Consider the following 26,789-nt stretch of genomic DNA (forward strand, 5'->3'; position numbering starts at 1 on the left):
GCCCGAGCCCTGCGTGTGTTCCGCGGGGCACCTCCGCCTGCACTTCCGCCCGTGCGCTTGCGGGGTGCGCGGCACCGGCCGCATGGTCTTCGCGCGGAACGACCGCCCGGGAATCGGCGGGGCGCCCCCGAGCGCATCTTCAACCCGAAAGTTTTCGGAAACCGAACGCGGCCACGGCCGCCGATTCGACGATCCTTTCAGCGCGCCGAGCGCCCCCACAGCCGAGCTGGGCCGATGAACAGCACAAACGGCTCAGTTTCCGGCAGGCTGCCGTAACCCTTGTTACCGCAATATTTCCGGAAAGTATTGACAACCTACCGGAACCGGGCCAACACTGTCTGTCTCGTGACCGAACCGACGTCGACCAGGGCCGCCCACGGCGACCCGCCCCTGCGGCCGTCGACCGGACGCGAGCGGGTCGTCCCCGCCGCACCGTCCGGCGCCGACGCCCGGCGCCGCACCCCCGGCCGCCGGAACACCGTCGGGCCGCATCCCCCAAAGTCCGGCCCAGCCGGCTTCGACCAGGAGGAGACACGCATATGACCGAGCCCGAGGACCACGGGGTCAGCCGCCGGAGACTCATCGCCGGCGCCGGCGCCATAGCGGCGGCCGTGCCCGCCGCGGCGATGCTGCCGGGGACGGCCCTCGCCGACACGACCATCACCTCCAACCAGACCGGCACCCATAACGGCTACTACTACTCGTTCTGGTCCGACGGCGGCGGCTGGGTGTCCATGACCCTGAGCTCCGGCGGAAGCTACCGGATGTCCTGGCAGGACACCGGGAACTTCGTCTGCGGCAAGGGCTGGAGCAACGGCGGATACCGGACCGTGAACTACTCCGGCAGCTTCAATCCGTCCGGCAACGGCTACCTCTGCCTCTACGGGTGGACGTCCAACCCGCTCGTCGAGTACTACATCGTCGACAACTGGGGCACCTACCGCCCTGAAGGCGAGTACCGGGGCGCCGTCAACAGCGACGGCGGCACCTACGACATCTACCGCACGATGCGCTACGACGCCCCCTCCGTGGAAGGAACCGCGACCTTCCCCCAGTATTGGAGCGTCCGGCAGTCGAGGAGGACGGGCGGCAACATCACCACCGGGAACCACTTCAACGCGTGGGCCGGAAACGGCATGAACCTCGGCGACTTCGCCTACTACATGATCATGGCGACCGAGGGGTACCAGAGCAGCGGCAGCTCCGACATCTCGGTGAGCTGACCCCCCGAAGTCCGGCGCACGACGCCGCCGGTTGATCCCCCACCCCTGCACCCGAACCGCACCTGTGGCGCGGCGGGCGCGGCCCCCCCCCCCCCCGCCACAGTGCTTCCCGCCGCTTTGCGCACCGCCCCCGGCCCCCGGCCCGCGGTCAACGGTGCTGACTAGGCTGGCCCGGTGGGCAACAGGCGTTGGATCATCCTGTGTATCGCCGTCGTATCGCAGATCGCGAGCGTCGGGGCGCTGTTCGGGGTGCCGTTCGTGCTGCCCGCGCTGCGGGAGGAGTTCGGGCTGAGCATCGCCCAGGCCGGGACGCTGGCCGGACTGCCCGCGCTCGGGCTGCTGACGACCCTGTTCGGCTGGGGCGTCGTCATCGACCGCTACGGCGAACGCTTCACGATGGCGGTCAGCTTGGCGCTGACCGCGGGCTGCCTCGCGCTGCTCGGCACCGCCGACGGCGTGTTCGGCGCCGGAGCCGTCCTGGTGTGCGTGGGCGCGTCGGGAGGTCCGGTCAACGCCGCCGGGGGACGCCTGGTGATGTCGTGGTTCGAGGTCCGCCGGCGCGGTCTGGCGATGGGCATCCGGCAGACGGCCCAACCCCTCGGCATCGGCGGATCGGCCGCGCTGATGCCGCTCGTCGCCGAGCGCTGGGGCTTCGTCGCCGCGATGACGCTGCCCGCCGTCCTCGCGGTCGGCATGGTCCCGCTGGTACTGGTCTTCGCCCGCCCTCCCCGGACCGCGGACTCCGCCCCCGATGGGGGCGCCGAGGCGGGCTCGTCGCCGACCCACCGCGACTCCCTCGCCGAGACGACCGCGCGCTCGCCCTACCGGCACGCGGTGATCTGGCGCGTCCACGGCGCGAGCATGCTGCTCGGCGTGCCGCAGTTCAGCGTCATGACCTACGCCCTCGTCTACCTGGTGAGCGAACACGGGTGGTCGGCGCCGTCCGCGGGCGCCGCCGTGGCGGTGACCCAGGCCTGCGGCGCGATGAGCCGCATGGTGCTGGGCGTCGTGTCCGACCGGATGGGCAACCGCCTGCGGCCGGTACGGGTGCTCGCGCTCCTCTCCGCGGCGGCGCTGCTCCTGCTCTCCCTCTCCCCTGCGCTCGTCCCCGAGGCCTCGGTGCCGCTGCTCCTGGCCTGCCTGGTTCTCGCGGTGAGCCACAACGGCCTGACCTTCACTGCCGTCGCCGAAACCGCAGGCATGGCCTGGTCCGGGCGTGCGATGGCCGCACAGAACTCGCTGCAGGCCCTGAGCAACACCCTGACTCCCGTGCTCATGGGCGTGGTGATCACGTGGCTGGGAATCGACGCGATCTATGCCGCGGCGGCCCTGTTCTGCGCGGCTGCGGCGGCAGTGGTCCCGGCAGGCGCCCGCGCCCGCGGAGTGTGCCGGCATTCCCGTTGATCTTGTAGCTATCGTGAAGTAAAACGATTTCCAGTGATGATGGCTACAAGATCAACAGCCCCTGGCGCGACGACGGCGCCCCGCGATCCGGCCGACGGCGGGCGCGTCCGGGGCGCCGGCGGGCCTACTCCGGAGGCGTCTGCACGCCCAGCCGGGTCTCGCCGCCGGGAGCCTCGTCCGGCGCGTTGACCATGCTGTGGGCCGCGTAGACCAGGTACTCCCAGAGCTGGCGGTCCAGCGACTCGGGCAGGTCGAGCTCGTCGACCGCGGCGCGCATGTGCGCCAGCCAGTGGTCGCGCTCTCGCGTCCCGACGCGGAAGGGGAAGTGCCGCATGCGCAGCCTCGGGTGGCCGCGCCGCTCGCTGTAGGTGCGGGGGCCGCCCCAGTACTGCATGAGGAACAGGCACAGCCGCTCCTCGGCGGGAGCGAGATCCTCTTCGGGGTAGAGCGGCCGCAGAACGGGGTCCTCGGCCACGCCCTCATAGAAGCGGCGGACGAGGCGGACGAAGGTCTCCTCGCCGCCGACGGCGTCATAGAACGTCTGGGGTTCTTCGCGCGGGGAAGTCATAGTCGATGGTTAGCCTATGCGGTGGCGCACCGCGACGCGAGTCCGCGTCCCCCTGCCGATCACCGGCGGAGCGGGCGGCGGCCGCTCCGGGGGCGGCGGGCGCAAAAGCGCGCCGCCCCCGGAGAAACCGGTGCCGGAGGTTTGCCGTCCGGTGGTCAGTCGCGGGTCAGCTTGCGGTGGGTCACCGCGTGCGGCCGCGCTGCGTCGGCGCCCAGCCGCTCGATCTTGTTCTTCTCGTAGGCCTCGAAGTTGCCCTCGAACCAGAACCAGTCCGAGCCGCCCTCCCAGGCGAGGATGTGGGTGGCGACGCGGTCCAGGAACCAGCGGTCGTGGCTGGTGATCACCGCGCAGCCGGGGAAGTCCAGCAGCGCGTTCTCCAGCGAGCCGAGGGTGTCGACGTCGAGGTCGTTGGTGGGCTCGTCCAGCAGCAGGAGGTTGCCGCCCTGCTTGAGGGTGAGCGCGAGGTTGACGCGGTTGCGCTCGCCGCCGGAGAGCACCCCGGCCGGCTTCTGCTGGTCGGAGCCCTTGAAACCGAACGCGGCGACGTAGGCGCGGCTGGGAATCTCGACGTTGCCCACCCGGATGAAGCTCTCGCCGTCGGAGATCACCTGCCAGACGTTCTTGTCACCGGCGATGCGGGCGCGCGACTGGTCGACGTAGGAGATCTGCACGGTGTCGCCGACGTTGATGGACCCGGAGTCGGGCTTCTCCTCGCCGACGATCATCTTGAACAGGGTGGTCTTGCCGACACCGTTGGGGCCGATGACACCCACGATGCCGTTGGGCGGCAGGGAGAAGTTCAGGCCATCGATCAGCACGACGTCACCGAAGCCCTTGGTGAGGTTCTGAGCGTCGACCACGCTGGTGCCCAGGCGCGGGCCCGGCGGGATCTGGATCTCCTCGAAGTCGAGCTTGCGCGTCTTGGCCGCCTCGGCGGCCATCTCCTCGTAGCGCTGCAGCCGGGCGCGGCTCTTGGTCTGGCGGGCCTTGGCGTTGGAGCGGACCCACTCCAGCTCCTCGGAGAGGCGCTTCTGCCGCTTGACGTCCTTCTGACCTTCGACCTTCAGGCGGGCGGCCTTGGTGTCGAGGTAGGTGGTGTAGTTGCCCTCGTAGGGGTAGAGCTTGCCGCGGTCGAGCTCGAGGATCCAGGTCGCGACGTTGTCCAGGAAGTAGCGGTCGTGAGTGATCGCGATGATGGTCCCGGCGTAGTTCTCCAGGTGGGACTCCAGCCACTGGACGCTTTCGGCGTCCAGGTGGTTGGTGGGCTCGTCGAGCAGGAGCAGGTCGGGCTGCTCCAGCAGCAGGCGGCACAGCGCCACGCGGCGCTTCTCGCCGCCGGAGAGGGTGGTGACGTCGGCATCGGGCGGCGGGCAGCGCAGCGCGTCCATGGCCTGGGCGAGCTGGCTGTCGAGGTCCCAGGCGTTGCGGTGGTCCAACTGCTCCTGGAGCCGGCCCATCTCGGCGAGCAGGTCGTCGGAGTAGTCGGTAGCCATCTTCTCGGCGATCTCGTTGAACTGCGCGAGCATCGCCTTGGTCTCGGCGACACCGTCCTCGACGTTCTCCAGGACCGTCTTGTCGGGGTCGAGGCGGGGCTCCTGGGCCAGGAGGCCGACGCTGTAGCCGGGCATGAGCCGGGCCTCGCCGTTGGACGGCTGCTCGACCCCGGCCATGAGCTTGAGCAGCGAGGACTTGCCCGCGCCGTTCGGCCCGACCACACCGATCTTCGCACCGTAGAGGAACTGCCCCGAGACGTCGTCGAGGACGACTTTGTCTCCGTGCGCCTTGCGCACGTTCTGCAAGCTGTAAATGAACTCCGGCATGTTTCCAGCCTAGGGCGTGGCGCAGGGGCTTAAGACCAGTCGCGGGAACGGACGGCACCCGTCGCCCGGTACCCGTCGCCCGTGCGACGCCGGTCCGGATGAACACCGGCCCACAAGGCCCGACCCTCCGTTGATCTTGTAGCTATCGTATACGGAAATCGCTTTCCCTCACGATGGCTACAAGATCGACGGTGGAGGGCGTCCCGCCGTCACGGGGCCTCCAGCGGCCAGGCCGCCTGCAGGCTCTCCGGAGGGTAGCCGCGCCAGGGCAGGCCCGCACGCAGGGCCCGGTGGACCAGGGCCGCCATGGAGTAGTCGGGATCGGTCCGGCTCACGCGTTCCAGCGCGGCGTCGGCTAGGGCGGTGTCGCCCCGCGCCCAGGCCGCGACCGCCAGCAGCGAGCCGGGGGCCGCCCGGTAGCCGGGCTCGCAGTGGCACAGCATGTGCCGCCACAGCCGCTGGTGCGCCTCGGCGGTGTCGGGTGCGATCAGGCACCAGGCCTCGTCGCGCACGCGCACACACCCCAGCAGCACCCCCAGCCAGGCGATGTGGCCGGGGTCCTCGGGTAGCGCGCCGCGCTCGGCCGCCGCGACGGCGGTGCGGACGACGCGCGCGCCTTCGACGCGGAACCGCGGCCCGTAGGCGTCGCGGTGCCCGGGCGCGCACAGGCGCGCGGCGCGCTCCTCGGCCGCGCGGGTGGCCGCGCGCATCAGGGCGCGGCGCGCGCCCTCGGCCGGGGCGAGGTGGTCGCGGATGGCCTCGCGGCTGGGCCATGCGCTCAGTCCGTTGGCCACGGCGGCGGCCGCCACGGCCGAGGTCGCGGGGTCGTGGGGCACGCCTTCGGGCGGACAGCACTCGGGCGAAGTGCAGTTGTAGGACCAGTACCGCCCTTCGGCCACCCGCAGCGCCTCGCGCAGCGCGATGCCCGCCCGCGCCGAGGCCCGCCGCAGGGCGTCGACGTTGGCGGTGACCGCGCCCGCAGGGCCGTAGCCAACGGCGAGCGCGACGGTGCAGCCCTCGTCGCGCAGGGCCGCGGCGAGGCGGTCGGCGGCCGCCTCGCGGTCGTCGTCCGCCCCGTCCGCGGCGAGGTCGCGGCAGAAGGTGGTGTGCAGGCGCGGCGCGTCGCCGCGCAGGCCGAGAACCAGGAAGGTGTCGCTCGGGTGGTAGCCGACGATGTAGGGCACGGCGGCGAGGATGTCGGAGGGGCCGGAGAGGGTGAGGCGGGAAGGGACCTGGGGCGACTCTTCGTCCTGTTCCATGTACCCACGGTCGCCTCGCTACGGTTCCCCGCACAACGCCGATCCGCGGCCTGTGGACGGTGCCGCGCGGCGCGGCGCGCTCAGTCCGGGTCGTCGCTCTCGGGCGCCGCGCCGCCGGGCGCCGACGGCACCGCCTCGCTGTGCGTGACACCGTGCGCGCCGAGCTGAGCCGGGATCTCGGGCCGGGCGAGCACCGGCAGGCACACCCGGTCGCGTCCGGCTCCCTTGGCGCGGTAGAGGGCGAGGTCGGCGGCCGCGAGCAGCCCCACGAGGTCGTCGCTGTGCTCCCGCAGGACGGCCAGGCCCAGCGAGACGGTGATCGCCACCTCCGTGCCGTCGGCCTTGAGCCCCATCCTGCCCACCCGGAGGCGCAGCCGCTCGGCGATGCGGCACGCCTCGGCCGTGTCCGCGCCGGGCAGCAGCACCACGAACTCCTCGCCGCCGAACCGCCCGACGACGTCGCTGGAGCGCAGCTGTCCGGTGAGCGTGGTGGCCACCCCGAAAAGCACGTGGTCGCCGAACAGGTGGCCGTAGGTGTCGTTGACTGCCTTGAAGTGGTCGATGTCGACGATGAGCACCGCCACAGACTCCCCCGCGCGCCGCGACCGCGCGATCTCGGTGCCGGCCTCGGCCTCCCATGTGCTCGCGTTGAGCAGGCCGGTCTTGGGGTCGGTGCGCGCGGCCGTCTGCAACTGCTGGAAGAGCAGGCTGCGCTGGAGCAGCAGCACCGGTGGCAGCACCACCGCAAGAAGCAGCGGCGACAGACCGGTGACGATGGCCGCGGTAATGCCGGCGCACAGCTCGACGCCGTCGACGATCAGCGCCTCGCGGTCGCACAGCATCTTGCGCCACGGTGCGCCGGTGCCGCTCAGGTACATCGCCACGGCCACGGCGAGGTTGTTGAGCACGGTGAACACGGCGCAGCAGGCCAGCGCCAGCAGCGCGCCCTGCACCGAGGACATGGCGCCTTCGGTGGCCGCCAGAGGCAGCGCCACCGCCTGGGACCAGTCGTCGGCCACCGCTCCGTGGAAAAGCGTCGAGGCGGCGAACCCGGCGGCGCCCACCGACGCGGCGTTGAAGACCCTGCGGTGCACCACGGCACGCCGGATGCGGAACTGCAGCAGCAGGTACACCGGTATCGGGATCATCAGCGAGTACAGCGGCGGAAGCATCAGCACGGTGGGCAGCCACCAGGCGCCCAACAGGTCGCGGGTGAGCCCCGACGGCTTGCCGAGCCGGCGCATGGCCTCGACGCACAGGCCCGCGCACACCACCAGCGCGCCGAAGGTGGCCAGCTCCGCACCCCGGATGGGGGTGAGCGCCGCCGCACCGACACCGAGCAGGGCGGCTCCGCCCACGACGACGCCGATCAGCACGGCCAGACCGCGGGGCTGGGACAGCAGCGGCCAGGAGGGCTGGCGATGCCACCATCGCAGTTTGCGGCCCACCGCGCCCCGCTCGGCCACCGCCACGTGGATCTCCCCCGCTCGCGTTCAGTGCGTCCAGCGCGGCACCGCGGAGACGGCGGCGCGGGCCGCGCTGAGCGTGCCCTCCGCGCATCCGGTGCCGATCGCTGAGGCCCCACAATGAATCACAGTCAGTGATATTCTAATCGCCGATTGTGCAGAATTCAGCTGAACCGGTGGATTGCGGGCCCGAAACGCCCGCCCCCGCGGCCGAATCGAATCGCAGGAGCCTTCCACGCACGCCCGGGCCGGAATCGACGACGCACTTTCGGTCACCGGTCACGTGCGGTAAGTGACATCTGTCCCAGGGGGATTCGGCATCGCGGCAGAATGCGGGGGCCGCGCAGGCACGGCGAGTGCGCCGAACGCCGTCCCGGCCGAGCGTGCGGGAGGGCTCAGGCCTGCGAGCCCTGCGCGGTGGCCAGGGCGCTGCACGCCTCGGCGTAGCGGGCGAGCTCCTGCTCCACCGGGGCGAGGATGCGCTGCTCAGCGAGCTCGCGGGCGCGCTGGGAGCTGCGCTGCTCGACCTGCTCGCGCCGCTGTACGGCCGACACGGCGATCAGGTTGGCGCATCCGGTCCCCAGCAGCCAGCCCGCCACGGGCGTGGCCACCGCCGTCGCGGCGGCGAAGCCGAGGAAGATCGGGGCGTCCAGCATCGCGACACCCGTCAGTCCGCCGGCCAGCCAGCTGACCAGCACCGTGCAGAACCACAGCACACCCGTCGCGGCCAGGCCGACCAGCACGTACTGCAGCCCCTGCACGAACCGCCACCACGCGGGCGTGTCTCGGGGGTCGGGCACCGAGGCGGCCACGGCCTCGCTCAGCTCCCGGGGGAGCCGGTCCAGGCCGCTGCGAGCGGCCGTCCGCACCCGGCGCGGCCAAGGGGCCGGCAGTGCGCCGGCGACGTGGTCGGCGACGTCGACGGCGGCCTTGTCGATGCCCGCGCCGTAGGCCTCGACCGGCGCGGAGCGGTCGGTGCTGCCGGCGAACTCGCCGCCGACCTTGCTCAGCGGGTCGCGGCGCAGTCCCTTGGCCCACCGGGCCAGCGGCCAGCCGACGCGGCCCTCGCCGCGGTGCTGGTAGGCGGTCTCGGCGGTGTCGGCGATGGCCTCGACACCGCCGGCCTCCACCAGGTCGCCGACCAGCCCGGAGCGCACCTTGTCAGGCACAACGGTGGCGGCTTCGCCGACGTCGCCGTGGTAGCGCTCGAACTCCGCGACGACGCGGTCGAGGTCGGCCGCCAGCCGGTCGATCATCGCCCGGCGCTGCGAGACGGTCTCGGCCAGCAGGGAGCGCAGCGTGCGGATGCCCTGGCCGGTGGCCGTGGAGGTGGTCAGCACGCGCGGATGCACGCCCGACTCGGTCTCCAGCAGCCGGCGCAGGTCGGTCAGCAGCTCCTCCAACTCCTCGGGAGCGACCCGGTCGACCTGGTTGAGCACGGCCACGGTGACCGAGCCGTGGCCGGTCATCTCGGCGAGGTAGCGGTGGTGCACGGCGGCGTCGGCGTACTTCTGCGGGTCGAGGACCCACACGAGCAGGTCGGAGGAGCCGATCAGGCGGGCGGCCTCGGCGGTGTGCTCGGCGCGCACCGAGTCGTGGTCGGGCAGGTCCAGCAGCAGCAGCCCGGACAGCTCGGAGTCGTTCCTGTCGAGCTCGCTGGTGCGCGAGTGGCGGTTCCGCCGCGGCACGCCCAGCCAGCTCAGCAGTCCTTCGGCGCCCTCGTTGCCCCACACGCAGGCGTGCGCGTCGGAGGTTGTGGGGCGAGTGATGCCCACACGTGAGAAGTCAAGCCCGCACAGGGCGTTGAACAGGGACGACTTGCCGCTGCCGGTGCCGCCGGCCAGGGCGACCACCGTGTGCTCGCCTGAGAGCCGGAGTCGGGCCCCGGCGTGGTCGAGCAGGTTCTGGGCCCGTTCGACGAGGTCGGGGTCGAAGTCGTCGGCCCCCATGCCCACCAGCGCCGAGACCGCGTCCAGCCGGGCGATCAGCTGCTCGCGGGTGACCTCGGGCATCGGCTCCCAGAAGTCATCGGCGACCGCGGGGCTGTACTCCTCGCCGCCGGGGTCGCCGGGGTCCGCCCAGTAGCGCGTCCCGGCTGCGCCTCCGGCGGGCGCCTCGTGCTGCGCGGCGGGCTCCGGCAGCGGCCGGAGCCCGGCATCGGCAGAGGTGTCCTCAACCGGGTCCACGACCGGCATCGGCCCGGTGCGGCGACCGGCGATCATGCCGGTCTCTTCGGCGTCGGCGAGGCTGCCGACCCAGTCGGCCAGGCGGTCGGGGTCGTCGGGGTCGCCTCGGCGGACACCGCGGCCCGCGCCCGCCGGGCGGGTCGGAGCCGACCCGGGCGGCGCCGCGGCGGCGTGGCGGCCGTGGCCGGAGGGCTCGGCGGCCCCGGCGCCCGGGACGGACTCGCCTTCCTGCTCGCGCCGGGCCTGGCGCGGCCCGGACTCGCCGGCGGACCGGCGCGGGAGCCGCTTCGGCAAGGAATCGGAACCGTCCGGGGCGTCGGAGTCCCCGGCGCTGTCGGGCCGTTCCGAGGAGGACTCCGCAGCTTCGGCGCGAGGCGTCCCCGGCTCCGGTTCCGCCTCCGAAGCGACGACGGGCACCGGTGCGGTGGGTACTTCGGCCGCCGGCGCACCGCCGCGTGGCGGCTCCGCCTCGGACCGGCCCTCCTCCGGATCGTCGGTGCCCGACTGCTGGTCGACGGCGCGCCGCAGCGCAGGGTAGGACGAGGCGGGCGGTCCGACCGGGCGCGAGGCCGGCCAGGCGTCACCCTCGGGCGGCGCCCAGCCCGCCCTGGTGCGCTCCTCGGTCTCCGGGACGACGTAGCCGTTCCACGGCTGGTCGCCGCTGCGCGCGTCCTCCTCGGCGCCCGGAGTCCGGCTCTGCTGAGGGCGGTCGGCGCCGCCGTTCCCCGCCGGCCCGGGCCCCTCGTCCGCGTGAGCGGCGTTCCAATGAGTCGTCATCGCGCAATCTCGAGGTTGTACGTCGCTTGGTAGAGCTGGACCGCGTCGTCCTCTTCGGGCAGCTTGACCGCCGCCAGCGTGTCGGTGAAGCGGGTGCGCTCCTCGTAGAGCAGCGTGCCGATCCGCCGCCGCAGATCATCACGGGCCCGGCTACTGATGTTACGCAGTGAATCCGCTCCGAACACACCTTTGAGCAGGCGGTTGGGCGAGGGCCCGGATCTGCGCTCGGAAGCGGCGCCCGCGGCGTCGTAGCCCAGCAGCTCCACGATCAGCACGAGGGTGAACGCCTGCTTGTCGAACCGGATCACGCGCGCCACCGAGCGCTTGGTGGCGCCGTCGGCGGAGACCATCTCGCCGACGCGGTGCATCCACTCCGAGACGGTCCCTCCGACGCGCTCGACGAAGGACTCGGGCAGCCGGCGCCCGCCGGCGCGCTCGACGATGTCCTCGCCGCCGGGCACGGCCTCCCACTCGTCGGCGGCCTTCTCGACGGCCCGCTCGGCCGAGGCCACCACCAGCGACTCGAGGCTGTCGCGCACGGCGTGCTCCAGCCCCCGCACGCGCGACTCCTCGTCCTGGTCGCCGCGCGGCTTGCGCCTGCCGCGGGTGCGCATCATCCGCATCAGCTCGCCGCTGGAGGCGATGTCCTGCCAGCGAGCCAGCAGGTTGCCGCGCATCAGCTCACCGTCGCGCAGCGCCTCGTCGATCTCGGCGCCGGCGCCCTCGTAGGCCGACTTCACCGCCGACTCCAGCGCGCGCCGGGCCTCGACCTGGACCTCCACCTGCTTGGCGAGGTCGGGTACCCGGGTGCGGAAGCTGTCGATGACCCCGATGAAGGTGCGCAGCGACACCCGGTCGCGCTGCACCAGGTCGCCGGCGACGTCGGCGAGGTACTCGCGGATGTGGTCGGCCACGTTGGAGGTGAAGCGCTCCTCCGAGATCTGGTCGGTCTCGGGGACGATGAACCGGGGCGCGTCCCCCAGCCCGTTGGCCTCCAGCATCGCGCCGAAGTGCTGGACGAGCTGCGTGTGGCCGCGCTCGGGCACGCGCGAGAGCACCACGGCCAGCGACGTGCCGCGGTCGCGGGCCACCTGGAGGAACTCCCATACACGGGCGTCGGCGTAGCGGCGGCTGGTGGTGACGAACACCCACAGGTCGGCGGCGTCGAGGAACTTGGCGGCGAACTCGTGGTGGGCCGAGACCGCCGAGTCGACGTCGGGCGTGTCCAGCAGGGCCACGCCGCGGGGCATGGCCTCGCTCGGGGCCAGCACGAGCATGCCGTCCTTGCCGGGCATGGCCAGGCCGTGCTGGCGCACGCGCGGAAGGGTGGGCAGGAACGACGCCTCGCTGAACCAGTCGACGTCGGCCGGGTTGCAGGCCAGCACGGGGCTGTTGGTGGTGGGGCGGCGCACCCCGGTCGTGGTGACCTGCTCGCCTACCAGGCTGTTGACCAGGGTGGACTTGCCCGCTCCGGTGGAGCCTGCGACCGCGATCAGCAGTGGGGTCTCGGGGCGGCGCACGCGCGGGAGGACGTAGTCGTCGAGCTGGTGCAGGAGGTTGCTGCGGGCGGTGACGCCTTCGCGGGCTCCGGGCAGGCCCTCGGCGAACTCGGTGGCGCGGATCCGACCGCCCAGATTCTCCAGGACCTTCTCGAATCGGGCGTCGAAGGAGTCGTCGCCGCGGTGCTTGGCGCCCTGGTTCTCCTGGGCGGCGGCGGGGGCGCGTTCATGGCGCCCGGCGGCGACCCGGTCCCCGTCGGCCGCCTCGCCGGTACGCGGCTCGGGCCTGCCCGCCCCTGTGGCTTCCGTCGTCGCAGACGGCCGGGACATAGCGCTTCCGCCCTCCTCATCGGTCGTCGCGGTCACAAGATGCGATTCCCCTCGGGTGGGTCGCCGACGGCGGTATCGGCGGAGGCGCCGCCGGGCCCCGACTCAGCGCGCCCCATGTGCAGTATGTCAAGTTCACCGGCCACGTCGACCACTTCTCCGATGACGATCACGGTCGGCGGGCGCACCTCGGATTCGCGGACGGCGCGCCCGGCGGTGGCGAGTGTGGCCCGGACGGTGCGCTGGGTGGGCATCGTGGCCTCCTGGACGAGCGCCACCGGGGTCTGGGGCGCCCGCCCGTGCTCCATCAGGGCGGCGGCGATTGCCTCGATCCGCTCGACGGCCATCAGGGCAACGACGGTACCTCCTGCGCGGGCCAGCGCGGGCCAGTCGACAGTGGACCGCGGGTCGCCCGGCGGCACATGGCCGGAGACCACGTGCACGTCCTGGGCAACGCCGCGGTGGGTGACGGGGATGCCCGCGCCGGCGGGAGCGGCCAGTGCGCTGGTGATACCGGGGACGACGGTGACCGGCACCCCCGCCTGCGCGCACGCCAGCGCCTCCTCGCCGCCGCGCCCGAAGAGGAAGGGGTCGCCGCCCTTGAGGCGGACGACGAACCTTCCGGCGCGGGCGTGTCGGACGAGGGCGTCGTTGATGTCGTCCTGGGTCATCGACCGCCCGTAGGGGATCTTGGCCGCATCGACGATCTCGACGTCGGCGGGCAGGGACTCCAGCAGCGAGTTGGGGGCGAGGCGGTCGACCACCACTACGTCGGCCTGGGCGAGCAACTGGCGGCCGCGCACGGTGATCAGGCCGGGGTCGCCGGGCCCACCGCCCACCAGCGCCACTCCCCGGTTGCGCTCGCGGCCGCGCCGGGCGTCCAGCGAGCCGTCGGCCAGGCCCTCGACGACGGCGTCGCGCAGCCCGGCCGCGCGCCGGGGGTCGCCATTGGCCACCACGCCGACGGTGACGCCGGCCGCGCCGCCGGTGGCGGGGGTCCAGGCGGCCGAGGCGTGGCGGTCGTCGGCGCGTACGCACCACACCCGCTCGCCTTCGGCCTCGGCGGCGACCGCGGCGTTGGTCTCGGCGGAGTCGGTCGCCGCGTGCACCAGCCAGAAGCTGCCGAGCCCGCCTCCCGCGACGTCGCCCGCGCGGAACCCGCGCCGGTGCCAGGTGATGCGCCCCGAGTCGGCGAGATCCTCAAGGGTGGCGGTGACCTGGGGCGCCACCAGGGTGACCCGGGCTCCCGACTCCAGCAGGACGGGCACGCGCCTCTGGGCGACGCGGCCGCCGCCCACGACGAGGGCGTCGCGTCCGTCCATCCGCAGGCCGAGAAGATAGGTCACCGAGGCTGCCTCCACATCGCGCCGTGCACTTCAGCCCCCGCGGGGCTCGCCGGTGCCCGCGCCGTGTCGCGGATCGCGGGCGGCAGCGCATGCACCCCGCCGATCACTGTGTCAAACGGGGGTCACGCTTTGATTGCGGCATCAACCGGCGCATCCTGTGCCGTTGTTCACTCTAATACCCGCACACGGGTACGGCCTGTCCGGTGGCTCACCGTTTCGCCGCGCCGTCAGCGACGGGACGTGCGGTCCGCGGCTCCCGCGGAGCCCGCGGCGCGGCGGAGGCTCCGCGGCGCCGCGGACCGCACGTCCCTTCGGTACTGGCCGGTGCTAGCCGCGCTCCGAGACTCCCGCGGAGTCGAAGGTCGCGACATTGCGCAGCGCACGCGCCGACCCCTGCAGGATCGGCAGCGCCAGCAGCGCACCCGAGCCCTCGCCCAGCCGCATCTCCAGGTCGACCAGCGGGCGCAGCCCGATGTGGGAGAGCACCGCGGCGTGGCCGGGCTCGGTGGAGCGGTGCCCGGCGAAGCAGGCGTTGAGCGCCAGCGGCTCCAGCTTGGCCGCCGCCAGCGCCGCGGCACCGGCGATCACCCCGTCGAGCAGGACCGGTACCCGCATCGCGGCGGCGCCGAGGATGAACCCGGCCAGCGCGGCGTGCTCCAGGCCGCCCACGGCCGCCAGCACGCCCACGGGGTCTTCGGGGTCGGTCTCGTTGGCTGCGAGCCCGCGCCGCACCACCTCGATCTTGCGCTCCAGCGCGGCGTCGTCCGCGCCGGTGCCGCGGCCGGTGACCTCGGCCGGGTCGGTCCCGGTGAACACGGAGACGAGCGCGGCCGACGGGGTGGTGTTGGCGATGCCCATGTCTCCGGTGACCAGGCAGCGGTTGCCGGCCGAGACCAGGTCGCGGGCGACCTCGATGCCGGCCTCGATGGCGTAGTCCGCCTGGGTGCGGCTCATCGCCGGGCCCCGGGTGAAGTCGGCGGTGCCGCGGGCGACCTTGCGCGGCAGGAGACCCGGCACCGCGGGCAGGTCGGAGGCCACGCCCACGTCGACGATGGTGACCTCGGCTCCCACCTGCTCGGCGAACGCGTTGACCACGGCGCCGTCGCCGAGGAAGTTGTGCACCATCTGCGCGGTGACCTCCTGAGGCCAGGAGGTCACGCCCTGGGCGTGCACGCCGTGGTCGCCGGCGAAGATCGCCACGGCGGCGGGCTCGGGTATCGGCGGAGGGCACTCCCCGGCCAGTCCCGCCAGCCGGATCGAGACCTCCTCCAGCACACCGAGCGAGCCGGGCGGCTTGGTCATGGCCGCCTGGCGTTCCTCGGCGTCGTTGACGGCACGCTGGTTCAGGGGGCCGATGGCCGCGATGGTCTCCTCCAACAGACTCGTTGCCGCCTGGCCGGGCAGGCCGCGGCGGCCGTAGTGCTCGCGGTGGACCGCCCAGTGCAGCGGGCGCCCGCGCGCCCAGCCGCCCATCGCCAGCTCGGGTTCGGGCGGGAAGTCCTCGACGTAGCCCACGCACAGGTAGGCCACGACCTCCAGGTGCGGCGGCAGGTCCAGCGACGCGGCGAGCTCGCGCTCCTCGAAGAAGCTGACCCAGCCCACGCCCAGACCCTCGGCGCGCGCGGCCAGCCAGAGGTTCTCCACGGCGAGTGCGGTCGAGTACGCGGCGGTCTGCGGCTGAGAGTGCCGGCCCAGGGTGTGGCGGCCGCCGCGGGTGGGGTCGACGGTGACCACGATGTTGACGGGGGTGTCGAGGACGGCCTCGACCTTGAGCCCGGAGAACGCGCGGGCGCGGGCGCCGGGAAGGGCGCGGGCGTAGGACTCGCGTTGCGCCTGGACCAGCTTCTGCACGCGCGAGCGGACGTCCTCGTCCTGTACGACGATGAAGTCCCACGGCTGGGAGTAGCCGACCGACGGCGCGCGGTGGGCGGCGTCGAGGATGCGCTCCAAGACCGCGTCGGGCACGGGGTCGAGGCGGAAGCCCATGCGCACGTCGCGGCGCTCGCGGATTGCGCGGTAGACGGCGTCGCGCTCGGTGTCGCCGTAGGCGTGGGCGTCGGGACTGCCCCTGCCGGGGGCGGCGGCGTGCTCCGGCGCCTGCTGTTGCGCGCCGGCCGCGGGGGCCTCGGCGCGTTCGCCGTCCAAGTCGTCGGGGTGCTCCGGGTAGGAGGCTGCGGCGTGTGCGTTCACAGGTGAATCAACTTCGTTCGGGGTCGGTGGTCCGTGTTCGGCGCCGCCCGCGGCGGGCGCCTCGCGGTCGGGCGCCGCGGGTGTTCCGGGCCGGGGCGCTGCGCGCTCGGGCTGTCCCGCGGGAGCCCCGCGCGAGGCGGGTCCCGGCGCGGAGGCCCGGGAGGGCGGCGGGTACTGCGGTGCCATCGGGGCGGGCGCCCGCTGATCGGCGGCGCGCTCCCGGGTACGGGCGGGCTCGGGTGCGGGAGAGGGTGCAGGCTGCGCGGCAGGGGGCGCGTCGGCCCCGGGTCTGCGCTGCGGCCCTGGGGGATGCTGCTGCCCGCGGCCGGTCTCGCGGGGCTCGCTTCGATACTGGTGGCGTGCCTGCGGCGCGGCGGGCGCGCTCGCGTGGTCCCGCTCGTGTGCGGCGCCGGCGTCCCGCCCGGAACCGCTGGCCCGTGCGGAGTCCTGCTCGGCGGCGTCCCATTCGCGCTCGGAGGGGTCCTCTCGCCCGCGGTCCGCCTCCACGTCCGCGTCGCGGTCCTGGCCGGCGCCGCGGAAGGGAATCACGTTCGGACGCTCGTAGGGCGTGTGCGCACCGCCGGCTCCCCCGCCGCGCCGCCGCTCGACCGGGGCGTGGAAGGGGTTGGGGCGCTGCTGCGCGGTGCGTGCGTCGGACTCCTGCTCTCGCGAGGGCGCGCTCCCCGAGCCGCGGCCGGTCTCGGGCAGATCGTCGAGCAGCCCTTTCCACCGTTCGGACTCGGGGTTGTCCTCGGCGCCGCGGCGCCGGTCCTCACCGGTCATCTCGTCCCCCCAGGACGGGCCGGCGGCATGGGACGCCGGCTGTCGTCAGCACTGGATACACGCATCGCAATCCTCACCACGCCGCGCGGGCACCCGCCGCCTCGCAGCGATCTCATCGCAACTCTGCCAGAGTCCGGGTAAGGCGGAGCGAAGTATCCCGGTCGCGCACCGCCACCCGCAGCCAGTCGGAATCCAGCCCGGGAAAGGTGTCGCCGCGGCGTACGGCGATGCCCGCGTTCCGCAGCCGGTGCCTCAACGGCTCCCCGCCGATAGCCTTGACCAGCAGGAACGAAGCCGCTGCGGCGGGCGTGACGTGCAAGCCCGCATCGCCCAGTTCCGCGGCGAACTCGGCGCGCCGACCGGTCAGCCACCGCGCCCACGCCTCGGCCTCCGCCAGGGCGCTGGGCTCGCAGCAGGCCGCGGTCGCCGCGAGCGCGGGAGTCGAGACCGACCACAGCGGCTGGGCTCCTGCCAGCAGCTCGACGGCGGAGGGCTCGGCGAGCACATAGCCGGCGCGCAGCCCGGCCAGACCCCAGGTCTTGGTGAGGCTGCGCACCACCACGAGCCCGGGAACGCCGGTGCGCTCGGCCAGCGACTCCGCCTCGCCGGGGACGCAGTCGGCGAAGGCCTCGTCCACCACGAGGACGCGGCCCGGCCGGGCCAGGCGCTCCAGCGCGGCGGCCGGGTGCAGTACCGAGGTGGGGTTGGTGGGGTTGCCCACCATGACCAGGTCGGCCTCCTCGGAAATGAGCCCCGGGTCCAGCTCGAAGCGGGGCGGCGGGAGCACGACGCGTTCGACGGGGTGGCCGGCCGCGCGCAGCGCCGCTTCGGGCTCGGTGAACTGGGGGTGCACCACGACGGCGCGGCGCGGCCGCAGGGCCCGTGCGAGCAGCACGAACGCCTCGGCCGCTCCAGCGGTCAGCAGCACCTCGGCCGGGTCGCGGCCGTGGCGGCGGGCCACCTCCGCACGGGCCGGCGCGGGATCGGGATAGGCGGCGGCACCGGACAGCGACGCCGCGATCCGCTCGGCCAGCCAGTCCGGCGGGGTGCCCGCGCGTACATTGACCGCGAAGTCGAGCAGACCCGGCCCCGCCTCGGCGTCGCCGTGGTGGCGCAGGTCGGGGCCGCCTTCGGCGGCGGTGCGGTCGGGCGCCTCAGTGCCCATGGCCGTGCCCGTGGCCGTGGCCGTGGCCGTGCGCGGGGTCGTCGGGGTGGTGGTGGGGTGTCTGGGCGGCGCCGACCTTGTCCTCGAAGCCGGGCAGCGCGATGCGGTAGACGCAGGTGTCGCAGTTCATCCGGATGTCGCCCGCTCGGGCCTCGTCGTAGCGCTCGGCGATCACGTCGGCCAGCCCGTCGCAGTCGCCGACGACCTGCGCACAGCGAATGTCGAGGTCCGGGTGCCCGCCGGCGAACTCCGTGGTCTGGTCGGCCACGCGGTCGGGCAGCACGCCGGAGAACAGGAAGTAGGGCAGCACGACGATGCGCCGGGCGCCGAGCCGGCGGATGCGCTCCAGGCCCTCGGGGACGCTGGGCCGGGCAAGCGAGATGAACGCGGGCTCGACGAAGTCCACGCCCCGCGCGGCGGCGTGCCCCTCCTGCAGCAGGCGCGCGACCTTGCACACCTCGGCGTTGGCGTCGGGGTCGGTCGAGCCGCGGCCGACGAGGAGCACGGCGGTGGTCTGGGCTTCGGTGTCGTCGCCGTCGGCGCCGCCGTCGGACGGCGCGGTGTCGAGGACCTCCGCCAGGCGCTCGGCGAGCAGCCGCAGGACCGTCGGGTGGGGGCCGAGCGGGCGCCCGTAGGCGTAGTCGAAGCCGGAGTGGCGCTCCTTCTCGCGGGCGAGCGCGCCGGGGATGTCGCCCTTGGCATGGCCGGCGGCCACCAGCATGAGGGGCAGGGCGACCACCCGCTCGTGGCCCTTGGCGTAGAGGTCGCCGACGGCCTCGGTGAGCGGTGGCGGCGAGAGTTCGATGAAGCCCCCGGCGACCTCGCGGTCGGTGAAGCGGCGGCCCAGGCGCTCGACGAACGCCTCGAAGTCCGCTACGCCCTTGTCGTCGCGGGTTCCGTGTCCGACCAGCAGCAAAGGGGGTTGCATCCGATTCCTAACCGGTGAGTGGGGTGTTTCGGACACGCCTGCGGGCAGCGCTGTCCGACTTGTCGGTTCGGGGGGAGAGCCGCGTTGCGACGGCGGTGTGCTCGGAGGCGCAGGAGGCCGGACCCGCGGGGTCCGCCGCTGCGCGGCGCGGTCGGCTGGGCACCGTGCGGCGCCGACTGCCGCCGCCTGTTCGCGGTGGCCGGCTCCTCCTCTCTCACTCCTCGTTCAGCGGGCCGTGCCGGCGCGCGCTTCGGGGCGCGCCGCCGACGGCGGCCGGCTCACTCGGGTACGGGTACGGGACCGTACAGCAGAGCGTTCAGCGCCGCAGCGGCGACCGCCGATCCGCCCTTCTCCGAGACGTTGCTCACCTGCGGAAGCCCGCTCGCACGCAGTTCGGCTTTCGACTCCGCAGCGCCCACGAACCCCACGGGCAATCCGATGACCAGCGCGGGCTCGACCCGGCGGGCGACGATCTCGGCCAGCGCGGTGGGGGCGCAGCCCACCACCCAGACGGCCCCGGGTCCGACGTCGGAGAAGGCGCTGCGCACCGCCGCCGCAGACCGGGTGATCCCGGCCGTGCGCGCCAGGCGCTCGGCGCGCCGGTCACAGATGTGGCACACGCAGTCGCGGGCGGTGATGCCGGCGGCGACCATGGCGACGTCGGTCACCACCGGTGCACCCTCGTCCAGCAGCCGGGCGGCCTTCTCGACCGCGGAGTCGTCGATCACCAGGTCGGCGGCGTAGTCCAGGTCGGCGCTGGAGTGGATGACCCGCTCGGCCACGGCGCGGCTGAGCGGCGGCATGTGGCCCAGGTCGACGCGGGAGCGCAGGATGGCGAAGGACTCGGTCTCGATCGGGTGCACCCGCCGCTGCACGGTCGTCTCCTCCCCCTCGCTCCGGCTCGGCCGGCGCGGCCGGTCCTACAGGACGGCGATCGCGTCGGCCGGGCAGATCTCCACGCACTCCAGGCAGCCTGTGCATCTGTCGCCCAGTACGGCCAGGCGCCCGCCCTGCGGCCGGAGCGCGTGCTCCGGACAGGTCAGCAGGCAGGCTCCGCAGGCCGTGCACGACGATGTCACAGCCACCGGGACGGCGGGCTCGGCGGGGTCGGCCAAGGCGCTCCTTCCGTGCGGCGCCGGCGCTGAGACCAGTGCCACCGCGGCGGCGCGGCGGACCCCTCAAGCGCGGCGCAGGCCCAGCGTACACGGGGCTTAGGCGACACCCGAGGCGGCGCGGCCGGGATGTCCTCCCATTGCGGATCCGCCATTCGGGCCGTACGTTCGATGGGCCGTGGTGTTCGGGAAGTCCGGTACGAAACCGGCGCGGCCCTCGCCACTGTGAGCGGGAAGTCCGATGCCCCGCCCGCCGTTCGCGGCGGGTCGGCGCAGGCCACTGGAAGCACCAGCGACGCTGCTTCTGGGAAGGCCGGCGGAGGGCGGCGACCCGTCAGCCAGGAGACCGGCCACGGCGTGACGACCGTCCACGAGGTGCTGGAAGTTGGGTCCCCCGAGATGCATATCGCTGAAGGCTATTTGCCCTGGCAGCACGCTGCCGCCTGGACCGCCGCCGCGGCCCCGTTCGTTGCGCACGGTGTCCGGTCGCTCACGCAGGCCGTCCGCGCCGACCCCGACGCCAAGCTGCTCGTCGGCGCCGCCGGGGCGTTCTGCTTCGTGCTGTCGGCGCTCAAGATCCCCTCGGTCAGCGGAAGCTGCTCCCATCCCACGGGCACCGGTTTGGGCGCGTTGCTGTTCCGCCCGCCCGTCATGGCCGCGCTGGGCACGATAACCCTGCTGTTCCAGGCGCTGCTGCTGGCGCACGGCGGGCTGACGACCCTCGGCGCCAACGTCTTCTCCATGGCGGTGGTGGGACCGTGGGTCGCCTACGGCGCCTACCGGCTCGTGCGCGCGGCCACCGCCTCCGCCGGCGAGCAGACCTCGCTGGGCGCGGCCGTGTTCTGCGCCGCCGCGCTGGGCAGCCTGGCGACCTACACCATGACCAGCGTCCAGCTGGCGCTGGCGTTCCCCGACTCCGCCTCCGGGTTCCTCGGCTCCTTCACGAAGTTCGCCGGGATCTTCTCGGTGACACAGATCCCGCTGGCCGTCATCGAGGGCCTGGTCACCGTGGTGCTCGTGCGACTGCTGTGCCGGGTCAACCCGGACCAGTTGCGTCGGCTGGGAGTGCTTCCGCGGCGCACCGCCGAGGCCTCCTCCGCCGATGCGGCCGTGGCGACCGAGAACAAGGCGGGCTGAGAGATGCCGAGGACCGCGACCACTTGGCTGCTGATCGCCGCCGCCGCGCTGATCGCCGTACTGCCCCTGCTCATCGGTTCCGGCAGCCACCTGGAGGAGCCCTTCGCCGGTGCGGACGCGCAGGCCCGGGGCGCCGTGGCCGAGATCGACCGCGGTTACGAGCCGTGGTTCACCGCGGTCTACGAGCCGCCCTCCGGCGAGATCGAGTCAGGCATCTTCGCCCTGCAGGCCGCGATCGGCGCCGGGATCATCGGCTACTACTTCGGCGTCGTGCGCACGCGCAGCAGGCTGGCGCAGGAGGGGGCGGTCCCGCCTGAGGCCGCGCCCACCGAGACCGCCGAGGCGGACTCCGGCTCCACCGAGCGGTAGCCGCGCGTGCTGGCCATCGACGCAGCCGCCTATGCCAGTCCTTGGCGGCGGGTGCACCCCGCCGCCAAGGGGCTGTTCTTCGGCGGGCTGCTGGTGTGCGCGCTGGCGCTGCCCACCTGGCCCGCCGCGCCGCTGGTGGCCGCCGTCGCTCTGTCCGCAGCCTTCGGGCCGGCGCGGGTGTCGCCGCGGGCCTTCGCCCGCACGGCCTGGGGGCCGCTGCTGTTCATCGTGACCGGGTCGCTGACGCTGCTGGTGACCGTCGGCGGACCAGAGGGCGCTGTCGCTCTCGATCCCGAGGGCCCGGCCCGGGCCGGCGAGATCACCGGGCGCGCCGCCGCCGCGGTGTGCTGCCAATTGCTCTTCGCCTTCACGACCCCGCTGGCCGACCTGCTGCCGCGGCTGACGCGCATCGGGCTGCCCGCCGCGCTGGTGGAGGTGGTCGCGCTGATCTATCGCATGCTGTTCGTGACGCTGGACAGCGCCCGGCGCGTGCAGACCGCCCAGGCGGGCCGGCTGGGCTACGTCGACCGGCGCGCCTGGGTGCGCTCGGTCGGGTCGCTGGGTGCCGCACTGTTCGTGCGCACCTTCCACCGCGCGCAGCGCATGCAGCGCGGCCTGGAATGCCGCGGCTACACAGGAGAGCTGACGGTACTGGTCGACGAGCTGCCCCTGCGGCCCGCCGCGCTGGTCGCCGCCGCCCTTCCGCCGCTGCTGGTGGCCGCGGCGACCGCCGCTTACGTCTTCATTGGAGCACGCCCGTGACCACCGCTCCCGGCGGCGACGCAACCGCCGCCCCGCCCGCCGCGCTCGCCGGTCTGGGACTCTCCTTCGGCTACCCCGACTCCGCGCCGGTGTTCGCCGGACTCGACGTGCACATCGCTCCCGGCGAGGTCGTGGGCGTGCTCGGCCCCAACGGGGGCGGCAAGACGACTCTCCTGCGGCTCCTGTCGGGCAGCCTGACACCCGGCGAGGGCGAGATCCGCCTGAGCGGCGAGCCGGTGCGGCGCGGCCGCCGCGCACTCGCCGAGCTGCGGCGCAGCGTCCAGCTGGTCTTTCAGGACCCCGACGACCAGCTTTTCTCCGCCAGCGTGACCCAGGACGTGTCTTTTGGCCCGCTCAACCTGGGCCTGGACACCGACGCGGCACGCGAGCGGGTGGCCTGGGCGCTGGAGGCGCTGGAGATCACCGACCTGGCCGAGCAGCCCACGCACCTGCTCTCCTACGGGCAGCGCAAGCGCGTGGTGCTGGCGGGCGCCCTGGCGATGCGGCCTTCGGTGCTGGTGCTCGACGAGCCCACCGCGGGGCTGGACCCCGAAGGTGTGGAGTCGCTGGTGGAGACGCTGGAGGGGCTTCGTGCGGCGGGCACCACGCTGGTGGTCTCCACTCATGACGTGGACCTCGCCTGGCGTTGGGCCGACACCGTGCTGCTGCTCGACCGCGGGCGACTCGCCTCGGGACCGGCCCGCGAGATCCTGGCCGATCCCGCCCTGCTCGCGGCCGCCCGGCTGCGCCCGCCCTGGGCTCCCGCGACGGACCGAGCCCTGCGCGCGGCGGGCCTGCTGCCTCCCGGCGCCCCCGGCCCGGCCACCCCCGAGGAGGTCCAGCGGCTCCTCGACGAGGCCGACGGTGCACGCGGCTGATGCGCCCGGCCGGGTCGGGCCTCAGCCGCGCCAGGTGTAGCCGCGCGGGGTGACGAAGCGCCCCGCGACGGTGCGGCTGGCGGAGCTGCCCACCAGGACGACCGTGTACATGTCCACCTCCTCGGCCTCGCCGTCCAGCATCGCCGCCAGGGTCGTCACCGCGGCGTGCTCGTCGCCGCGGGCAGCGTTGCGCACGTAGCCCACGGGCGTGGCCGCGGGCCGGTGCCCGGCGAGGACGCGCAGCGCCTCCGGCAGCTGCCAGTCGCGGCGGCGGCTGCGCGGGTTGTAGAAGCAGACAGTGAAGTCGCCTTCGGCGGCCGCGCGCACGCGGCGCTCGATCGCCTCCCACGGCGTGTGCAGATCGGACAGCGAGATGTAGGCGTGGTCGTGGCCGAGAGGGGCGCCGAGCCGGTGCGCCGCGGCGACGGCGGCGGTGATTCCGGGCACACCCACGACGTCGATGTCCCTACCGGCGAAGTCCAGTGCGGGGCTGGCCATGGCGTAGACCCCGGCGTCGCCCGAACCGATGAGCGCGACGGCCGCCCCCGCCCGTGCCTCGGCCACCGCGGTGCGGGCCCGCTCCTCCTCTTGGCCGAGGCCGCTCGCCATTGTGCGCGTGCCCGGGCGCAGCAGGTCGCGCACCTGGTCCAGGTACTGGTCCAGCCCCACGACGACCGAGGCGCGGTGCAGCTCGGCGAGCGCGCGCGGCGCGGCCAGGTCGCGGGCGCCCGGCCCCAGTCCGACCAGGGCGAGGCGGCCGCGTGGCCGCAGCCGCGCGACGGCGGCGGTCGCGTTGGCCGACTTGTGCTTGGCCGCCACGAGCTCGGCGGCGGCCCCGTCCTCCCCGGCGGCGCGCAGCGCGGCGGCCTCGGCGACGCTGGGCGTACCGACCTCGGCGCGCACCACGTCGCTGGGGTTGGGAACGTCGACTCCGGCGAGCTCGTCGGCGGAGAAGATCCGCACCGGCCAGCCGCGTTCGGCGGCCGCGCGCAGGATCCCCTCCTCATCCGCCTTGACGTCGACGGTGGCCAGGGCGCGCACCGACTGCGCGGCCAGGCCCGCTTCAGCCAGCGTCCGGTCGACGAGCGCTCCGACCTCCTCGCCGGACGCGCCGCGCGCCGAGCCGACCCCCACCACCAGCGACGGCGGGCGGTAGGTGACGGTCGGCACCGCCGGTGCGGCCTCCGGAGCCGCGGCGCGGTCGGTGATGCGCAGCAGCGCCTCCGCCGATTCCGCCGGTGTGCCGGCCGAGGCGTTGGGGGGAAGAGGCGGCAGCGGCCAGGCCGGGGCGCCGCCGTACTCCAGGCGCACCGGCCGGCCCGAGAGCAGCGCGGCGCCGGCGGGCGCCAACGGCGCGGTGTCGGCGACGGTGAAGCCAAGGTCGGCGCCGTAGGAGTCGAGCGGTGCGGCCGAGGCGGCGTCGCTGGCGGTGGTGACAACCGGTCGGCACCCCAGCACTCCGGCGACCTCGCCGGCCAGGGCGTTGCCGCCGTGGTGGCCGCCCAGCACCGCGACCGCGTGCTGCAGCGCCTCGTCGACGCAGACCACCGGCGGGTCGGTGTGCTTGTCGCCGAGGACCGGCGCCAGGGCGCGCACTGCGGCGCCGACGGCCAGGAAGGCCACCACGGCGCCGCAGTCGGCGAAGGCGCTGCGCAGCTGCTCGCCCGCGCGGTCCTCGGTGAAGGTGCGGACCCGGTCGGGCCAGGCCGCCTGCAGGCGGCCGGCCGCGGTGCGGCCGCGCTCGGTCACGGCGATGACGCCGATGGCGCCGCTGTCGGTCATCTGGGCCCTTCCGGTCGGTGCGTCGGCGGAGCGGGGGTGGGGGCGCGTCTCAGGTCTCGTCCCGGCGGACGCCCCACAGGACGGTCACCGGGTTGGCGGCGGCCAGCCGCAGGGAACCGCTGGGCAGGCCCGCCAGGCCGGAGGCCTGGAGCTGGGTGCCCTCGGCGGTGTAGCCACCTGCGGCGAGCATGTCGTGCAGCGGGCGGATGCGGTCGAGCGAGGCCAGAGCGGCGACGACCCGCCGAGGGCGGTGGGCCAGGACCGCGGCCGCGACCGCGTCGTCTCCCCCGCCGACGAACGCCGCGTCGGGCGCCAGCCGTGCGGCGGCGCCGTGCAGGTTCGCGGCGGCCTCGCCGGGGTGCACCTCGACCCCGACCCCGTGGGCGAGCGCGTTGGCGCGGATGCGGTCGCAGTCGGCGGCGTTGCGCTCGAAGGCGACGGCGCGTGCCCCGAACCTGGCGCACTCCACGGCGACCGAACCGCTGCCCGCGCCGACGTCCCACACCACGGTGCCGGGCCGCGGAGCCAGCCGCGCCAGGGCGAGGGCCCGCACCTCGGGCTTGGTGATCAGCGAGGCGCGGTGCTCGAAGGCGTCGCAGGGCAGGGCCCACTGGGGCGGAGCGCCCTGGTGGCCGGGCAGCCAGGCCATGGCGGAGGCGAGCGCGCGCTCGGGGTCCACGGCCAGCACGAGGTTGGGCGCGGCCCAGTCGCGCTCGGGCACCGGATCGCCCGGGGCGATGCGCACGACCTCCTCGCCGGGCGATCCGAGGCGCTGGGCGACGTGGACCTCGCGGCCGGCGCGCAGCAGCTCGGGCAGGAACGCTTCGGGCCCCGCGCCGCCAGGGGCGGTGAGCACGGCGGCCTTGGGATGGGCGAGCGCGGCGGCGAGCGCCCGCCGCACGCCGCGTCCGGAGTCGGCGCGGCCGTGTGCCGAGACCACGACGGCGTCGTCCCAGGGCAGCCCGATGCGCGCGAACGCGGTGGCCACCGAGGACACAGCGGGCACCACCTCCGGGTCGGCGCCGCGGGAGCGCAGGCTGCGCAGGACGCCGAAGAAGCCGGGATCGCCCGAGGCCAGCACGGCGGCGGGACCGCGCGCGGCCAGCACCGCGTCCGTGGCCGCGCGCAGGTCGCCGATGGGCACCCGCTCGGCGCCGTCGCCGATGCCACCGGCGACGGCGTCCAGGTGGCGCGGGGCTCCGGCCACGCACACCGCCGACGCCAGCGCGTCGGCGGCCCGCGGCGGCAGGGGCCCGCCGTCCACTCCGATCACGGTGATCATGCGCGCGGGTCCTCCAGCGCCAGCTTGAAGCCGACGTGCGAGGCGGAGAATCCCAGCCGGGTGTAGAAGCGGTGCGCGTCGGCACGGGCCGCGTCCGAGGTCAGCTGCACCATGCGGCAGCCGTGGGAGCGCGCCTGCTCCACGGCCCAGGCGACCATGCGGCCGCCCAGCCCCCTGCCGCGCTCGCCCGCGGCCACCCGCACCGCCTCGATCTGCGCGCGGGTGCCGCCGCGGTGGGACAGGCCGGGCAGGTAGGTCAGCTGCAGGGTGCCGATCACGGTCCCGCCGCCCACGGCCACGGCCAGCAGCGTGCGCGGGTCGGCGTCGATGCGGGCGAAGGCCTCGCGGTAGGGAGCGAGGTCGCCTGGCGTCTCCCGCGCGGCGCCGCGGACGTCGTCGGCCAGCAGCCCGACCAGCGCTGCGAGGTCGTCGGGGCGCGCCCGCCGGATCGCGGCACCGCCGGTCGCGCCGGCCCCGACCGGCCCTCCCTCGGCCGCCCTGGCCCGCGCCGGGCGGGCGCCGTCGG

The 26,789-nt window shown here is 74.3% G+C and carries 22 protein-coding genes and 1 riboswitch; of the genes, 7 read left to right on the plus strand and 15 right to left on the minus strand.

Annotation, left to right across the window (positions count from 1 at the left end; translation table 11 throughout):
• Window positions 1–345 precede the first annotated feature (345 nt).
• The 3 genes from RM446_RS03830 (at window position 346) to RM446_RS03840 (ending at window position 2,627) form a co-directional block, all read left to right on the plus strand.
• On the plus strand, window positions 346–543 hold the full coding sequence (locus tag RM446_RS03830; protein WP_311543680.1) for a hypothetical protein: 198 nt from the start codon (window positions 346–348) through the stop codon (window positions 541–543).
• A complete protein-coding gene (locus tag RM446_RS03835; protein WP_311543681.1) occupies window positions 540–1,223 on the plus strand; it encodes a glycoside hydrolase family 11 protein in 684 nt (227 codons plus the stop codon). The genes RM446_RS03830 and RM446_RS03835 overlap by 4 nt, the downstream gene beginning before the upstream one ends.
• Window positions 1,224–1,397: 174 nt before the next feature.
• A complete protein-coding gene (locus RM446_RS03840) occupies window positions 1,398–2,627 on the plus strand; it encodes an MFS transporter (protein ID WP_311543682.1) in 1,230 nt (409 codons plus the stop codon).
• Window positions 2,628–2,751: 124 nt separating this feature from the next.
• On the opposite strand, the gene RM446_RS03845 is transcribed toward RM446_RS03840, so the two are convergent.
• From RM446_RS03845 to RM446_RS03900, 12 genes are all read right to left on the minus strand, one after another.
• A complete protein-coding gene (locus RM446_RS03845) occupies window positions 2,752–3,195 on the minus strand; it encodes a globin (protein ID WP_311543683.1) in 444 nt (147 codons plus the stop codon).
• 155 nt (window positions 3,196–3,350) lie between these two features.
• Window positions 3,351–5,015, minus strand: coding sequence for an energy-dependent translational throttle protein EttA (gene ettA / locus RM446_RS03850; RefSeq protein WP_311543684.1), 1,665 nt, complete (start codon window positions 5,013–5,015; stop codon window positions 3,351–3,353).
• Between the two features lie 209 nt (window positions 5,016–5,224).
• Window positions 5,225–6,274, minus strand: coding sequence for a DUF4192 domain-containing protein (locus RM446_RS03855; RefSeq protein ID WP_311543685.1), 1,050 nt, complete (start codon window positions 6,272–6,274; stop codon window positions 5,225–5,227).
• A gap of 80 nt (window positions 6,275–6,354) precedes the next feature.
• On the minus strand, window positions 6,355–7,746 hold the full coding sequence (locus RM446_RS03860; protein WP_398694403.1) for a GGDEF domain-containing protein: 1,392 nt from the start codon (window positions 7,744–7,746) through the stop codon (window positions 6,355–6,357).
• Window positions 7,747–8,135: 389 nt separating this feature from the next.
• On the minus strand, window positions 8,136–10,703 hold the full coding sequence (locus tag RM446_RS03865) for a GTPase (protein WP_311543686.1): 2,568 nt from the start codon (window positions 10,701–10,703) through the stop codon (window positions 8,136–8,138).
• Complete coding sequence (locus RM446_RS03870; protein WP_311543688.1) at window positions 10,700–12,532, minus strand: GTPase; 1,833 nt, start codon at window positions 12,530–12,532, stop codon at window positions 10,700–10,702. The genes RM446_RS03865 and RM446_RS03870 overlap by 4 nt, the downstream gene beginning before the upstream one ends.
• Window positions 12,533–12,564: 32 nt before the next feature.
• Window positions 12,565–13,875, minus strand: a complete 1,311-nt coding sequence (gene cobA, locus RM446_RS03875) for a uroporphyrinogen-III C-methyltransferase (RefSeq protein ID WP_311543689.1) — start codon at window positions 13,873–13,875, stop codon at window positions 12,565–12,567.
• Window positions 13,876–14,202: 327 nt separating this feature from the next.
• Window positions 14,203–16,848 carry a nicotinate-nucleotide--dimethylbenzimidazole phosphoribosyltransferase gene (cobT, locus tag RM446_RS03880; protein WP_311543690.1) on the minus strand — a complete coding sequence of 882 codons (2,646 nt, stop codon included), beginning with the start codon at window positions 16,846–16,848 and terminating at the stop codon, window positions 14,203–14,205.
• A gap of 112 nt (window positions 16,849–16,960) precedes the next feature.
• Window positions 16,961–18,013 carry an Rv2231c family pyridoxal phosphate-dependent protein CobC gene (gene cobC, locus RM446_RS03885; RefSeq protein ID WP_311543691.1) on the minus strand — a complete coding sequence of 351 codons (1,053 nt, stop codon included), beginning with the start codon at window positions 18,011–18,013 and terminating at the stop codon, window positions 16,961–16,963.
• Window positions 18,003–18,941, minus strand: a complete 939-nt coding sequence (locus tag RM446_RS03890) for a sirohydrochlorin chelatase (RefSeq protein ID WP_311543692.1) — start codon at window positions 18,939–18,941, stop codon at window positions 18,003–18,005. The genes cobC and RM446_RS03890 overlap by 11 nt, the downstream gene beginning before the upstream one ends.
• Window positions 18,942–19,219: 278 nt before the next feature.
• Window positions 19,220–19,816 carry a precorrin-8X methylmutase gene (locus RM446_RS03895; protein WP_311543693.1) on the minus strand — a complete coding sequence of 199 codons (597 nt, stop codon included), beginning with the start codon at window positions 19,814–19,816 and terminating at the stop codon, window positions 19,220–19,222.
• 45 nt (window positions 19,817–19,861) lie between these two features.
• Window positions 19,862–20,056, minus strand: coding sequence for a 4Fe-4S binding protein (locus RM446_RS03900; RefSeq protein WP_311543694.1), 195 nt, complete (start codon window positions 20,054–20,056; stop codon window positions 19,862–19,864).
• A gap of 159 nt (window positions 20,057–20,215) precedes the next feature.
• Window positions 20,216–20,422: riboswitch (cobalamin riboswitch) on the plus strand.
• Here RM446_RS03900 and RM446_RS03905 point away from each other — a divergent pair.
• The 4 genes from RM446_RS03905 (at window position 20,411) to RM446_RS03920 (ending at window position 23,199) form a co-directional block, all read left to right on the plus strand.
• Window positions 20,411–21,190, plus strand: a complete 780-nt coding sequence (locus RM446_RS03905; protein ID WP_311543695.1) for an energy-coupling factor ABC transporter permease — start codon at window positions 20,411–20,413, stop codon at window positions 21,188–21,190. It overlaps the preceding riboswitch by 12 nt.
• Window positions 21,191–21,193: 3 nt before the next feature.
• Window positions 21,194–21,559: an energy-coupling factor ABC transporter substrate-binding protein gene (locus RM446_RS03910; RefSeq protein WP_311543696.1), complete on the plus strand. Its 366-nt coding sequence runs from the start codon at window positions 21,194–21,196 to the stop codon at window positions 21,557–21,559.
• A gap of 6 nt (window positions 21,560–21,565) precedes the next feature.
• Complete coding sequence (gene cbiQ, locus RM446_RS03915; RefSeq protein ID WP_311543697.1) at window positions 21,566–22,321, plus strand: cobalt ECF transporter T component CbiQ; 756 nt, start codon at window positions 21,566–21,568, stop codon at window positions 22,319–22,321.
• Complete coding sequence (locus RM446_RS03920) at window positions 22,318–23,199, plus strand: energy-coupling factor ABC transporter ATP-binding protein (RefSeq protein WP_311543698.1); 882 nt, start codon at window positions 22,318–22,320, stop codon at window positions 23,197–23,199. Before cbiQ ends, RM446_RS03920 begins: the two co-directional genes overlap by 4 nt.
• 21 nt (window positions 23,200–23,220) lie before the next feature.
• Here RM446_RS03920 and cobJ read toward each other — a convergent pair whose 3' ends face one another.
• From cobJ to RM446_RS03935, 3 genes are read right to left on the minus strand one after another with little or no spacing between them, the layout of a single operon-like run.
• Window positions 23,221–24,981, minus strand: coding sequence for a precorrin-3B C(17)-methyltransferase (gene cobJ / locus RM446_RS03925; RefSeq protein ID WP_311543699.1), 1,761 nt, complete (start codon window positions 24,979–24,981; stop codon window positions 23,221–23,223).
• Between the two features lie 49 nt (window positions 24,982–25,030).
• The gene (gene cbiE / locus RM446_RS03930; protein WP_311543700.1) at window positions 25,031–26,263 is read right to left on the minus strand and encodes a precorrin-6y C5,15-methyltransferase (decarboxylating) subunit CbiE; all 1,233 of its coding nucleotides are present in this window, start codon (window positions 26,261–26,263) and stop codon (window positions 25,031–25,033) included.
• Complete coding sequence (locus RM446_RS03935) at window positions 26,260–26,712, minus strand: GNAT family N-acetyltransferase (RefSeq protein WP_311543938.1); 453 nt, start codon at window positions 26,710–26,712, stop codon at window positions 26,260–26,262. Before RM446_RS03935 ends, cbiE begins: the two co-directional genes overlap by 4 nt.
• Window positions 26,713–26,789: the final 77 nt, after the last annotated feature.

Source organism: Streptomonospora wellingtoniae, assembly GCF_031845375.1.
GTDB lineage: Bacteria > Actinomycetota > Actinomycetes > Streptosporangiales > Streptosporangiaceae > Streptomonospora > Streptomonospora wellingtoniae.

Bases quoted from the DNA above. Each gene is read 5' to 3' on its own strand.
- RM446_RS03835 (WP_311543681.1), top strand. From the start codon at position 540: ATGACCGAGCCCGAGGACCACGGGGTCAGCCGCCGGAGACTCATCGCC.
- RM446_RS03845 (WP_311543683.1), bottom strand. From the start codon at position 3,195: ATGACTTCCCCGCGCGAAGAACCCCAGACGTTCTATGACGCCGTCGGC.
- ettA (WP_311543684.1), bottom strand. From the start codon at position 5,015: ATGCCGGAGTTCATTTACAGCTTGCAGAACGTGCGCAAGGCGCACGGA.
- RM446_RS03855 (WP_311543685.1), bottom strand. From the start codon at position 6,274: ATGGAACAGGACGAAGAGTCGCCCCAGGTCCCTTCCCGCCTCACCCTC.
- RM446_RS03865 (WP_311543686.1), bottom strand. From the start codon at position 10,703: ATGACGACTCATTGGAACGCCGCTCACGCGGACGAGGGGCCCGGGCCG.
- RM446_RS03870 (WP_311543688.1), bottom strand. From the start codon at position 12,532: ATGTCCCGGCCGTCTGCGACGACGGAAGCCACAGGGGCGGGCAGGCCC.
- cobT (WP_311543690.1), bottom strand. From the start codon at position 16,848: ATGACCGGTGAGGACCGGCGCCGCGGCGCCGAGGACAACCCCGAGTCC.
- cobC (WP_311543691.1), bottom strand. From the start codon at position 18,013: ATGGGCACTGAGGCGCCCGACCGCACCGCCGCCGAAGGCGGCCCCGAC.
- RM446_RS03890 (WP_311543692.1), bottom strand. From the start codon at position 18,941: ATGCAACCCCCTTTGCTGCTGGTCGGACACGGAACCCGCGACGACAAG.
- RM446_RS03910 (WP_311543696.1), top strand. From the start codon at position 21,194: ATGCCGAGGACCGCGACCACTTGGCTGCTGATCGCCGCCGCCGCGCTG.
- cobJ (WP_311543699.1), bottom strand. From the start codon at position 24,981: ATGACCGACAGCGGCGCCATCGGCGTCATCGCCGTGACCGAGCGCGGC.
- cbiE (WP_311543700.1), bottom strand. From the start codon at position 26,263: ATGATCACCGTGATCGGAGTGGACGGCGGGCCCCTGCCGCCGCGGGCC.